The sequence below is a fragment of the Providencia sp. wls1916 genome, assembly GCF_009706585.1.
Taxonomy (GTDB): domain Bacteria; phylum Pseudomonadota; class Gammaproteobacteria; order Enterobacterales; family Enterobacteriaceae; genus Providencia; species Providencia lanzhouensis.
The window spans coordinates 351,771-364,639 of record NZ_WLUL01000009.1 but is presented as its reverse complement, the minus strand read 5'-3'; the positions used below and the strand labels follow the sequence as shown (position 1 = coordinate 364,639).

Genomic DNA, 12,869 nt, shown 5'->3' with positions numbered 1-12,869 from the left:
AAGGCTATTTTTTGCTTGGGAAGAAGAGGCTGATCGCAACGATGATGCCAACTAAGATGTAAGCTGCAAAAATACCGACTAACCACTGCGGCATGTCTAACCCTAAGAATGCCCACTGTCTAACCGCACAATCACCTGTCGCTTCAAACACAGAAGGTACCCATTCTTGAAGTGGTAACCAGTCTGGGAAATTAACAAAGAAATCACACGATGCAAACGGAGATGGGTATAGTTGCAGCATGGTATGTTCCCATGAAAGGTCTAATCCACGCCAACCCGCATACAGCCAAACCACAATCGCAATCACTTTAACGACGGTGCTTTTCGGTGCAATCGCTCCGATTAAACCGGCCGCAATAATTCCCATCAATGCAACGCGTTCATAGATACACATTACACAAGGTTGCAGTTTCATAATATGTTGGAAATACAGAGCGGCACATTCAAGCATAAAAGCAGTGAATGCCATAAGTAGCCAGGCTGACCGTCCTTGAGAACAGTAATTAAAAAATCTGAACATAATAAATTCCCTTCATCAATAATCGGCTTATTTTGCCTCTATCTGGGTGATAAAAAAAGCAGCAAAATCAGATTAGAATAAGATTAGCTTAGTTTTTACGTTTTATTACAAAAAAAGCCGCATAAATATGCGGCTCAGACCATTTCCAAGCCCATCAGGTTTGGAAGTGGCTCTTTTGGGTTGTAATATTAACGAGGAAAATCAATTTATTGATTTTCGCCTGATAACACAAAGAGGGAAAAACCACGCTTTTATCCCTCTTTGTCATCAACCTCAGCCGCATAAATATGCGGCTTTAAATCCAGAATCTGAACAATCAATATTGATCAACGTGGAATAGAAATTAACCCTAAGCTTTCCATCCAATCAGTTAATGGGATAAGCCATAGCTCAACACCTAACAGACCGACGATTGTCATTACAACCGTAAATGGTAATGCCATCCACACCATTCGACCGTAAGACAGACGAATCAGTGGAGACAGTGCTGAGGTTAACAGGAACAAGAAGGCGGCTTGTCCATTTGGCGTTGCAACCGACGGTAAGTTTGTTCCGGTGTTAATGGCGACCGCTAAGTGCTGATATTGCTCGGCTGAAATTAAGCCTGCGTTAGCGGCTTTCAATGCTTCAGTAATATACACGGTACCGACAAACACGTTATCTGATACCGCAGAGAGCAACCCGTTAAACAGATAGAATAGGGACAGTTGCGATGATTCAGAGGATTGCAGTACATACTGAATAAATGGCGTAAATAGCTGCTGATCAATGATCACGGCGACAACGCTGAAAAAGACCGTCAGTAGGGCAGTAAACGGCAAGGCTTCTTCAAAGGCTTTCCCGAGTGCGTGTTCCTCAGTGATCCCACAGAATGTCGTGGCAAGAATGATTACGGACAGACCAATCAGACCCACTTCGGCAAGGTGAAATGCCAGCGCGAGAATTAGCCAAATACCGATAAGACCTTGAACGATAAGCTGTGCTTGCTCTTTTTTACTGCGTTTAGCACTCATTTTTTTATCGTGTTCGGTTAATACTTGGCGCACGGTATCGGGCAATTCAGCCCCGTACCCAAATACTTTGAACTTCTCAACGAGGAAGCAGACTACCAGCCCACATAAGAAAACGGGGATAGTGACAGGCGCCATCCGCAGATAGAAGGTAATAAAATCCCACTCAACATGTTTTGCGATGATCAGGTTTTGTGGTTCACCCACCATGGTCATTACGCCGCCAAGGGCAGTACCGATACCCGCATGCATCATTAGGCTACGTAAGAACGCATGGAACTGTTCCAGCGTCTGCTTTTTCTCAACCGTATCAATGAAGGAATCATTTTGTAGATCCGTATTGCTAGGTTGGCTAGATGCATATTGATGGTAAATAGAGTAGAAACCAATAGAAACGCTAATGACCACAGCAATGACGGTTAAAGCATCTAAAAAAGCGGATAAAAACGCACTTGCTAAGCAAAATGACAACGCTAAAATTCGTTTAGAACGGACGTTTATTAACAGCTTCGTAAACACAAATAACAGAAGTTGCTTCATAAAGTAGATGCCAGCTACCATAAAGATCAGTAACAGAACTACTTCAAGGTTATTACTGATTTCATGAGAAATCTGTGCAGGAGAAGTCATACCAATTAGCACAGCTTCAATGGCTAATAGACCACCAGGTTGTAATGGGTAGCATTTTAGTGCCATCGCCAAGGTGAAAATAAATTCAATGACGAGTAACCAACCGGCGATAAACGGGTTAACAAAGTAGAAAACAATTGGGTTTATTATTAAGAACAAAATGATAGCAAGTTTGTACCAATCTGGAGAATTTCCCAAAAAATTCTTCAAGAATGCTCTTCTTAAACTAAAATCCATTATGATTTTTAATCCTCTTTAACTGGTGTTGTGTGACAGCGCGTTACATACTACTCTTATCTTTTATAGAATTTAAGCTTATTTGCTAATAGATAATCCATTAATTATATGGGGTTTTTACGATTCACCTACGGTTTATTGGAAAGCTAACTATCTCAGATTGTGACAATCTGGTATGCTTTCGCGTAGTCCGTCTAAAAATGTTTGGAATAATAAAAATATGGTTATTAAAGCTCAAAGTCCGGCAGGTTTTGCGGAAGAGTATATTATTGAGAGTATTTGGAACAATCGTTTTCCTCCAGGATCTATCTTACCCGCGGAGCGTGAGCTATCTGAATTAATCGGCGTAACCCGTACGACATTACGTGAAGTTTTACAGCGTTTAGCCCGTGACGGGTGGTTAACTATTCAACATGGTAAGCCAACCAAGGTCAATAACTACTGGGAAACGTCAGGATTAAATATTCTGGAAACGCTGGCAAAGCTTGATCACGACCGCGTGCCTCAGCTAATTGATAACTTATTGGCAGTACGTACTAATATCGCTGCTATTTTTATTCGTACAGCATTTCGTAATGATCCGGAAGCCTCATTAGAAGTGTTATCGGGTAAAGATAAGGTTGAAGACAATTCGGATGCATTTAGCGATTTGGATTACAATATTTTCCGTGGTCTGGCATTTGCATCAGGCAACCCAATCTACGGCTTAATTATTAATGGATTACGAGGGTTATACACCCGTGTTGGGCGTTATTATTTCTCTAACCCTGAAGCGCGTCGTTTAGCGTTAAGCTTTTATCAACAGCTAAGCAATTTATGTCGCGAGCAAGCTTATGACCGTATTATGGATTGCGTCAGAAACTATGGTAAAGATAGCGGGGTAATCTGGCACAATATGCAAAGTAATATGCCATCTGATCTCGCAAATAATATTTAATTCATTACTTCTTTTCCGATAAGAGCCAGTGCTTAGCGCTGGCTTTTTTATTGCTATTAGTCATATTCCAAATATTAATTTAGTAAGCAAGTGCAGGAGTCATCTATCGTAACGATGTTGTAATGATCGATTTCTTTGTTTGATAATTCTTTAACCACCCTATCTATAAAATTATCATCTGACAAATTTATAGAGTCATCATTTATTAGACAGCGGAAACCTACTTTTAATCTACTTGTGGTTGCTGGTAATGCATAAATTGGACATTCAGGTATGCGGGTTGTGCTAAAACAGACATTGTCTCCATCTATCTCAATACGTATTTTTCCTACAGGGTCACAAAGCACTGCTGCAAAACTCATATGAGCGAATAAAAACAAAATAGCACCTATCCCCATTAATCGTCCTACAGAAAAGATCTTTCTCATCATGTTGCTACCCCCTTTAATTAACTTTTTGAATTTATGTTGGATAGGAATATCAATCACTACAGATATTTCAGTTGAATAACCTAGAGAATTATAACTTTTCAGTATTAAGTGAAGTGACCATGAAGTTAATTAAATTGGCACATAATATATTGCACTCAAATTAAAGCACAAAATATTGAATTTTATTTTTTTTTGGAAGTGGTCTTTAAATTAATTGTATCTAATTCAATTGGATATATTTTTTCGAGGATTTTTAACCTGAAATAATAAGCTGCATTGCAAATTTAAAAGGCGCTTAATCAGCTTTATTGTCTTTTTTGTTAAAAATGTTAATCAACTGTATTGGAAAATAAAAACTAGAATATTATGCTAACAGTAATTCCATTTTGTTCTCTTGAGGGGTTCTATGAAAGTTCTCGTTTTAGGTGCTGGCGTTATTGGTGTTACCACTGCGTGGTATCTAGCACAAGAAGGGCATGAAGTTTGCGTCATTGATAGACAGCTTGATGTGGCTGAAGAAACCAGTGCAGGAAATGCTGGACAAATTTCTCCAGGATATGCAACCCCTTGGGGTGCGCCGGGGATACCTCTTAAAGCCGTAAAATGGATGTTTGAAAAACATGCTCCTTTAGCGATCAAACCCGACGGTAGCCTGTTCCAATTGCGTTGGATGTGGCAAATGCTGAAAAACTGCGACATGCAGCACTACACCATGAACAAAAGCCGTATGGTGCGAATCGCAGAATATAGTCGTGATTGTATACGCCAACTTAGAGCAGATACTGGTATTGGCTATGAAGGTCGCCAAGGCGGTACGTTACAGTTGTTTAGAACCGCAAAACAGTTTGATAATGCTGCCAATGATATTGCGGTTTTACAGCAAGAAGGTGTGCCATACGAATTACTGACCTCAGAACAGCTCATTACGGCTGAGCCTGCATTGGCTTTTGTAAAACATAAGCTGACAGGGGGGCTACGCTTACCAAACGATGAAACGGGGGATTGCCAGCAATTTACTAAAAAACTGGCAAAAATGGCGGAGCAAGCCGAGGTAACATTCCGTTTTGGTTGTCATGTGGAGCAAATTTTAACGGATGGTAAGCGCATTAGCGGCATTAAGGTCGACGGCGAGATTTTGCTGGCGGATCAATATGTCGTTGCCATGGGGTCATATTCCACACAGATATTGCAGCAATTGGTGAAAATTCCGGTTTACCCTCTGAAAGGTTACTCATTGACGATGCCAATCATCGATGAATCACGCGCCCCTGTTTCTACAGTGTTGGATGAAACTTACAAAATTGCAGTGACACGCTTTGATCAGCGTATTCGCGTCGGGGGAATGGCGGAAGTGGTTGGTTTTAATCTTGATGTACTGAAAAAACGTTGTGAAACCCTGAAAATGGTAGTGCAAGACCTTTACCAAGGTGGTGGCGATATTAGCCAAGCGCAATTTTGGACAGGATTGCGTCCAATGACACCAGATGGCACCCCTATTGTCGGACCGACAGAATTTAGCAATTTATATTTGAATACGGGACATGGAACCTTAGGTTGGACAATGGCTTGCGGCTCTGGCAAATTGTTGGCTGACTTAATTTCAGGGAATACGCCAGACATCGCGGCGGATGATTTATCGGTATTTAGGTATACCGATGGTTTTAATACGAAATTAGTCAGTACTGGTCATTTATCGCCTGCGCGTTAATTGAGCGACGCAAAATATCAATAATAAGGAATCGCAATGCCACGCCCAATTCGTGCTGTCATTCATCAACATAATTTAGAACATAATTTAGCAGTGATCCGCCAGAAAATTGGTCAAGCGAAGATCTGGTCAGTCATGAAAGCAGATGGTTATGGTCATGGTATTAAACGAATTTGGCGTGGACTAAAAGATTCTGATGGTTTTGCCGTTTTAGATCTCCATGAAGCCATTTTATTGCGAAATGAAGGGTGGAAGGGACCAATTTTATTATTGGAAGGTTTCTTCCAAGCCGATGATTTGGCCGTTATTGACCAGTATCAGTTAACAACCAGCGTACACAGTCGCTGGCAGTTAGCTGCCATTGAGCAAGCTCCACTAAGCAAACCTATTTCTGTGTATATTAAGCTCAATAGTGGAATGAATCGCCTAGGTTTTTCGGTAGATGAGTATGCGGATATTGTGTCTCAACTGAACCAAATGGAAAATGTCGCTGATGTGACACTAATGAGCCATTTTGTAAATTCAGATTTGGTAGAAGGAACACAAGTGCCGTTAGCGAAAATCCAGCAATTTTCACCGTTATCACTGCCGACTTGCATTGCAAATTCGGGTGCAGTTTTATGGCATAAAAATACTCATTATGATTGGGTTCGTGCTGGGATTGTGCTGTATGGTGCGTCTCCGAGTGGCAAATGGGGCGATATTGCTGAATATGGTTTAAAAGCGGTGATGACGTTACAATCTGAAATTATTGCAGTCCATGATATTGAAGCAGGTCAATCCATTGGTTACGGTAGCAGGTTTACGTCAGGAAAACCGATGCGTATCGCAACGGTCGCTTGTGGTTATGCTGATGGCTATCCTCGTCATGCGCCAACTGGAACGCCAGTTTGGTGTCATGGACAGCGTTGTGCGTTGTTAGGTGCTGTTTCTATGGATATGCTAACGATCGATATTAGTGACTGTCCTGAAGCGGCTATTGGCTCTCAAGTAGAGTTGTGGGGCGAGAACTTACCTGTTGATGATGTGGCACAGTCGGCGGGTACAATCGGTTACGAATTATTATGTGCGCTAGCACGTCGAGTACCTATTGATTTTTAATAAAAAAGCATCTCGATTCATTCACTTGGCATAGATTCTTTGTTGAGAAAGATAGACAATTAAGGGAATTTAGCTTTAAATGTGAACCATCTCATTAACGTGGGTGAAATTTCCCACGTTATTCATTGTTTATTGTTAACTTCATCTGAATAATTTGGGTTTAATTTAAAATGTCTAAAACAATCAAAATAACCTCACTTGCCATTGCGTTAAGTGCGGCTTCAAGTGCTGCGTTTGCTGGAACTTGGTCTGTTGGAGGCTCTGTATTAGCGCAAGCAACACCGTATAAAGGCATCAAAACGAGCGACTATATTTCGCCTGTTCCCGTTGTAAATTATGAAAGTGAAAATTTTTACTTCCGTACTTTGGCTGTAGGTTATTACCTATGGAATGATAAAGTTGACCAGTTGTCTTTAGATGCATACTACTACCCACATTTCTTTAAACCAAAAGATAATGATGATGCTGACATGCGTAAGCTGGATCGTCGTCGCGATACTGTGATGGGTGGCTTTACTTACCGTCATAATGCTGACTGGGGTACATTGCGTTTCAATGGCTCTCTCGACATGTTATGGGAAAGCGAAGGGATGCGTGCAGAAGCAGCTTACCTGTATGCATTTAAAGGTGATAACTGGTCTTTAACGCCAGGTGTAGGTATCAAGTGGGATAGCGCGAAACTGAACCGTTATGAGTTCGGTGTGACATCCAAAGAATCTGCCAACAGCGGATTAAAGCGTTATGAACCAAACTCAAGCTGGACACCGTATGTGGAGCTGTCAGCTAATTACAAAATGACAGACAGCTGGTCTCTGTTTGCACTGGGCCGTGTTGATAAACTGTCTAGTGAAGTAAAAGACAGCCCAATGGTCAATAAATCTTATTCGGCGATTATGTGGAGCGGTGTGACTTACACCTTCTAATTCATACACTGGAATAGAATAAAAAACCCCAAAATGGCTAGGCTGTTTTGGGGTTTTATTTTTGCATTTATTCTTACACTTATTTTACGTTTGGTTTTATGTTTATTGTTCTTGCTGTGGCTGCGGTTTATTTTCGCGGCATACCATCACGAGAGAAAGGCGAGAAGGGTTTTGCGCTTCGGATTTCATTGGCATATGAATGCGAGCTGTTTCTACACAAACCATCTGTTTGTAACCATTATTAGGCATATCCTGCATGCTACACGATAATTCTGCCCAAGGGTTCCAGCACACCACATCACTGTGATGATAATGATGTAACTCAATGGTGCGATTCCAGCCATCATCACGCAATAAGCTGTATTCTTCCGGCTCGGTATATATGCGGTCAGTGTGCTTATTAAATTTCAGCGGCTCTGAAATATAGGCTTCTCTGTCAGCCACTTTATCAATGTAATGTCCACCAAGACCATAAACGGTGGCTTTCTGGATATCACTGATATTGAAATAGCTGTGTAATGCAGCGGTAGCCTCGAAGTCACCATAACTTTCTAACTCAAGCTCGCAGGTTTCCCCGAGCTTCATACGTAAAATCAGCGTGAACTCATGAGGCCATAATTTGCGGGTGTATTCGTTGTCCGTCAGGGTAAAGGTGAGGATCACACCACAATCATGCTCATTATGAGCCGTAAATTGCCAAGGTAAAATACGGGCGAATCCGTGACTAGGGCTGTTTACAGGACCAAACCATGGCCAGCAAATAGGAATACCACCACGAATGGCAACCCCTTCTTTAAATGCACTTTCGGGACTTAGCCAAAGACAGGGTTTTTGACCTGCGGGTTGCCAGTCAATTAAGTGGGCACCTTGCAAGCTCACGGCACCACGCACTTTTGGATGCGAAATGACGATCAGTGGTAAATCCCCAAGTTGACGTTGGGTAATGTAAGGGGAAATTTGTTTGATAACAGGTAAAGCAAAAATTTTATCATGCATTGTCTTGCGCCTGTGGTTGTTGGTCCATCATCACGACCTAAATCAGCGACTATAAATAGAGCAGCGCCTATAAATAGGGCAGTAACTAGAAATAACAATATAACAAACTCACGATACTGCAAGCGGCATTGAATGAAGCGGGGGACGCAGCTTGGAGTATATTGAGCTGGGCTTTAATTTTGAATGTATGAAAGATACAAAAGAGCCGCCAAAAGGCGGCTCAGTCACACTGATTACTTAACAACGCTTATTTAGAGATGTGAGCGATCAGGTCTAGAACTTTGTTAGAGTAGCCAGTTTCGTTGTCATACCAAGAAACCAGTTTCACAAAGTTATCGTTCAGAGCGATACCTGCTTTAGCATCAAATACTGAAGTCAGTTTTTCGCCGTTGAAATCGGTAGATACAACGTCGTCTTCAGTGTAACCCAGAACGCCTTTCAGTTCGCCTTCTGCAGCTTCTTTAATAGCGTCGCAGATTTGTGCGTAAGTTGCTGGTTTCGCCAGACGTGCAGTCAGGTCAACAACAGAAACGTTAGGAGTTGGAACACGGAAAGACATACCAGTCAGTTTACCGTTCAGCTCAGGAATAACTTTACCTACAGCTTTAGCAGCACCAGTTGAAGATGGGATGATGTTCTGAGAAGCACCACGACCACCACGCCAGTCTTTGTGAGATGGACCATCAACAGTTTTTTGAGTTGCTGTGGTTGCGTGAACAGTGGTCATCAGACCTTCAACGATACCAAATTTGTCGTTGATAACTTTAGCCAGTGGAGCTAAGCAGTTAGTTGTGCAAGATGCGTTAGAAACGATTTCTTGGCCTGCGTAAGCTTTGTGGTTAACGCCCATAACGAACATTGGAGTGTCATCTTTAGAAGGACCAGTTAACACAACTTTCTTCGCGCCTGCTTGGATGTGTTTACGAGCAGTCTCGTCAGTCAGGAAGATACCTGTTGCTTCAGCAACAACATCAACACCGACTTCGTTCCATTTCAGGTTCGCAGGATCTTTCTCTGCTGTAACACGGATTTTTTTACCGTTAACAACTAAGTGACCATCTTTAACTTCAACAGTACCGTTGAAACGACCGTGAGTTGAGTCGTATTTCAACATGTATGCCATGTACTCTGCATCGAGTAGGTCGTTGATAGCAACGATTTCGATGTCAGAACGCTCTTGTGCAGCACGGAAAACGATACGGCCGATACGACCAAAACCATTAATACCTACTTTGATAGTCATAGTATTTCCACCAGCTATTTTATTTCGTGAATTAAGATGTACTTAAAGTTACCAAAACCTTGCCAGCCGTCAAGCGGAATCGTGTCAATTATTGAAAAAAATCAATTCTGATACCACTATCTGCATATTTGTCAGTCACTTCAGCAGCAAATACAGCCGCACGTATTATCGGGATTGTTCAGCATAATGAAACCATCCATCAGTGATATATGTGAGGCTCATCACAAATCAAACCGTAAAGTTCTAACCTTAATAGTCTAGAATAGTTTTCCACTGAGCGTTGTTAAGTTTTTGTTGCTTGAAATGGATGCAAAATCGCTTTAATGCGCATCTTTTTGAAAAAAAGTAGGTAATCAATGTCGAATAAAGATAAGCAAGCTATTGATTTATCAAAGCTTAACCAAGTCCAGCTGCATGTTACACAACACGCTGGCACAGAGCCCCCGTTTAGCGGCCAATTATTGCATAACCGTAAAGATGGCGTGTATGAATGCCTCTGTTGTGGAACCCCTTTATTCCTTTCTGAGACCAAATTTGATGCAGGCTGCGGATGGCCGAGTTTCTTTCAACCGATTGATGAAAGTTTGATAAAATTTATCGAAGATTTTTCTCACGGTATGCATCGAATAGAAGTGCGTTGTGGTAATTGCAATGCGCATCTTGGGCATGTATTTCCTGATGGCCCACAACCAACAGGACAGCGTTACTGCATAAATTCAGCATCGCTAAGTTTTACGGATGACCAAACGGGTGAAAAGACCCTAGGATAACGTGCTGAAGCTTGCTGAAGTGTCAAAATACATTTGGCAATAACGATTCAGCTAGTTATTCAAAATACACTATAGATATAACACCGCAAGAATAATTATCGAGATTGCCACTAGATTGATGTGATGAGGCGTAACGTGAGCGTAGAAATGGATGCACAACAAATAGATCAATTACTGTCTGTCATGACCCCTGAAATTTACCAGCGTTTAGTGACTGCAGTGGAGTTAGGTAAATGGCCAGATGGTGTGGCATTAACGCCAGAGCAGAAAGAAAATACTTTGCAGATGGTGATGCTATGGCAGTCACGCCATAACCATGATGCGGAACACATGACGGTCGGTACTGACGGTCAAATTACCATGAAGAGCAAGCAAGAGTTAAAAGCGCTTTTCCAAGGGGATAGACTTGCGACATTGAAACCGCAGGATAACGACTAAGTCAGTATATCGCCCCGTCAGCTAACGGGGCGAATTTCAAACCTATATCATGGCTAGTTACTACAGCATTCTAGCGGGATGATGTGATTAGACTAGCCCCCGCACTCTGCATTTCCGCTAAAGCCTTCTGGCTATCTTCAGGGGCTAAATTAACGCCACGGCACCCATCCGTTAGCACATCAACACGATAGCCCAGCCTCAGTGCGTCCAGTACAGTAAACTTCACACAATAGTCCGTCGCAATGCCCATAATCATTAAATGGCTGATTTGTTGTTGCTGAAGCCATGTATGCAGCTCTGTTTGACTGACTCTGTCATTATCAAAAAAGGCACTGTAGCTATCGACTTGCGGATTTTCACCTTTAGTAAATACCTTTTGAATAGCTTGGTGATTAAGCTCTGGATAAAAATCAGCGCCATGGGAGCCTTGCACGCAGTGAACTGGCCACCAAACCTGTGGCAATCCATTAAGTTCACCAAGGGCACCAATAGGCTGGCCAGAGTTCACGGCAAAACTGAGATGGTTTTCTGGATGCCAATCTTGGCTGGCGATCACCGTGATACCCTGTTTTTGGCATTGCTCAATAACTTGGTTAGCGGTTTCAATAACCTGTTCGCTTTGTTTTACAGCGAGAGCACCACCAGTACAAAAATCATTTTGTAAGTCTACTAACAGTAATGCTGATTTCATCTTTCTTCTCAGTAGGTTATAGCTTATTCATCAGCGTAGCTTAATTCACCACGCAGGTTATTTTGCATTAATTCTCGAATAAGCTCAGAGGTATAATCTTGGCTTAGTAAGTAATGTAATTTACTCAATGCGGCTTCAAAAGTCATATCAAAACCACTGATCACTCCAGATTCTGCTAATGCATGTCCTGTGGCGTAACCTTCCATATTTACACGCCCAGAAATACATTGGGTGAGGTTGACGACAATAATGCCGCGAGAAGTTGCTTCACGAAGGATGCGTAAAAGCTCGGGTTGCTGAGGAGCATTACCGACACCGTAAGAGCGCAAGATTAGCGCTTTAACCGGTTGTTGAAGAATATTTCTTACGATTTCAATGGATAATCCAGGGTAGAGCGTGACAACTCCAATAGGTTGCGGGGTAATGCGATGAGTTTTTAATTCCCCAATGCCAATCGGTGCAGGGCAGGCATTGAATGTACGGATATGAATACCGGCTTCCATCAGTGGAGAGCAGTTTGGCGAAGTGAACGCTTCGAAACCATCAGCATGCGCTTTTACTGTGCGGTTACCGCGATACAGTTTGTTATTGAAGAATAATCCCACTTCGTTGATCGGGTAGTTTGCCGCTAAATAAAGCGCATTAAGCAGGTTGGTTTGCCCGTCGGAACGTAGGGCTTCCAGTGGGATTTGTGACCCTGTCACAATAATGGGCTTCTTCAAGTTTTCAAACATAAAGGAGAGCGCAGAAGCGGTAAATGCCATGGTATCAGTGCCATGTAGGATCACAAAACCATCATATTTATCGTAATTTTCACTGATGTCATCGGCGATATTTTGCCAATCTTCCGGTGTAATGTCCGAAGAGTCGATTAATGGCTGGTGTTCACGAATCGTAAATGTTGGCATTTCAGGGCGATGAAACTCAGGCATTTGGGCTAATTGTGCCTGTAGGTGACCAGAAACAGGAATATAGCCTTGAGGAGAATGGCGCATGCCGATGGTGCCACCCGTATAAACGACATAAATCGATTTCTTCTGCATTTTGTTACCTAACGATGACAGACGAAGTTCTGTATGAATAAGAAATTCTGTGTGTGAATAATTTGGATTATAAGGATTTTGGCTTATTTGCTGGAGATAATCTATGGATAAAACAAGATATTGCAGATTGTTGTGATGGAAACTTCAGTTTACGCCAGCGTCATTCACCGCGAATGGCAGCCCCTCTAAGA

At 42.1% G+C, this 12,869-nt stretch carries 13 protein-coding genes; 6 read left to right on the top strand and 7 right to left on the bottom strand.

Features of this window, described 5'->3' with window-relative positions:
* Positions 1–4: 4 nt before the first annotated feature.
* Positions 5–520, bottom strand: coding sequence for a disulfide bond formation protein DsbB (gene dsbB / locus GKR61_RS04875; protein WP_036954894.1), 516 nt, complete (start codon positions 518–520; stop codon positions 5–7).
* Positions 521–846: 326 nt separating this feature from the next.
* Positions 847–2,397: a sodium/proton antiporter NhaB gene (gene nhaB / locus GKR61_RS04870; protein ID WP_154639587.1), complete on the bottom strand. Its 1,551-nt coding sequence runs from the start codon at positions 2,395–2,397 to the stop codon at positions 847–849.
* A 220-nt stretch (positions 2,398–2,617) separates the two neighbouring features.
* On the opposite strand from nhaB, the gene fadR reads away from it, so the two are divergent.
* On the top strand, positions 2,618–3,334 hold the full coding sequence (fadR, locus tag GKR61_RS04865) for a fatty acid metabolism transcriptional regulator FadR (protein WP_036956460.1): 717 nt from the start codon (positions 2,618–2,620) through the stop codon (positions 3,332–3,334).
* 74 nt (positions 3,335–3,408) lie between these two features.
* On the opposite strand, the gene GKR61_RS04860 is transcribed toward fadR, so the two are convergent.
* A complete protein-coding gene (locus GKR61_RS04860; protein WP_154599217.1) occupies positions 3,409–3,765 on the bottom strand; it encodes a hypothetical protein in 357 nt (118 codons plus the stop codon).
* Between the two features lie 406 nt (positions 3,766–4,171).
* On the opposite strand from GKR61_RS04860, the gene GKR61_RS04855 reads away from it, so the two are divergent.
* From GKR61_RS04855 to GKR61_RS04845, 3 genes are all read left to right on the top strand, one after another.
* On the top strand, positions 4,172–5,473 hold the full coding sequence (locus GKR61_RS04855) for a D-amino acid dehydrogenase (protein WP_154639586.1): 1,302 nt from the start codon (positions 4,172–4,174) through the stop codon (positions 5,471–5,473).
* 36 nt (positions 5,474–5,509) lie between these two features.
* Positions 5,510–6,574 (top strand): alanine racemase, encoded by a 1,065-nt coding sequence (gene alr, locus GKR61_RS04850; protein ID WP_154639585.1) that lies wholly within the window; start codon positions 5,510–5,512, stop codon positions 6,572–6,574.
* Positions 6,575–6,744: 170 nt separating this feature from the next.
* Entirely contained in the window at positions 6,745–7,497 is a 753-nt protein-coding gene (locus GKR61_RS04845; RefSeq protein ID WP_036956469.1) for a MipA/OmpV family protein, read from the top strand.
* A gap of 102 nt (positions 7,498–7,599) precedes the next feature.
* Here GKR61_RS04845 and GKR61_RS04840 read toward each other — a convergent pair whose 3' ends face one another.
* Both GKR61_RS04840 and gapA read right to left on the bottom strand, forming a co-directional pair.
* Entirely contained in the window at positions 7,600–8,493 is an 894-nt protein-coding gene (locus GKR61_RS04840) for a D-hexose-6-phosphate mutarotase (RefSeq protein ID WP_036956471.1), read from the bottom strand.
* A 247-nt stretch (positions 8,494–8,740) separates the two neighbouring features.
* Positions 8,741–9,736: a glyceraldehyde-3-phosphate dehydrogenase gene (gapA, locus tag GKR61_RS04835; protein ID WP_006658762.1), complete on the bottom strand. Its 996-nt coding sequence runs from the start codon at positions 9,734–9,736 to the stop codon at positions 8,741–8,743.
* A gap of 356 nt (positions 9,737–10,092) precedes the next feature.
* Between gapA and msrB the strand changes: the two genes are divergently transcribed.
* On the top strand, positions 10,093–10,506 hold the full coding sequence (msrB, locus tag GKR61_RS04830; RefSeq protein WP_036956472.1) for a peptide-methionine (R)-S-oxide reductase MsrB: 414 nt from the start codon (positions 10,093–10,095) through the stop codon (positions 10,504–10,506).
* A gap of 147 nt (positions 10,507–10,653) precedes the next feature.
* A complete protein-coding gene (locus GKR61_RS04825) occupies positions 10,654–10,944 on the top strand; it encodes a YeaC family protein (protein WP_187129838.1) in 291 nt (96 codons plus the stop codon).
* Positions 10,945–11,014: 70 nt separating this feature from the next.
* On the opposite strand, the gene pncA is transcribed toward GKR61_RS04825, so the two are convergent.
* Positions 11,015–11,635 (bottom strand): bifunctional nicotinamidase/pyrazinamidase, encoded by a 621-nt coding sequence (pncA, locus tag GKR61_RS04820; RefSeq protein ID WP_154599220.1) that lies wholly within the window; start codon positions 11,633–11,635, stop codon positions 11,015–11,017.
* Positions 11,636–11,658: 23 nt separating this feature from the next.
* Positions 11,659–12,678, bottom strand: coding sequence for an asparaginase (gene ansA / locus GKR61_RS04815; RefSeq protein WP_036956478.1), 1,020 nt, complete (start codon positions 12,676–12,678; stop codon positions 11,659–11,661).
* Positions 12,679–12,869 lie beyond the last annotated feature (191 nt).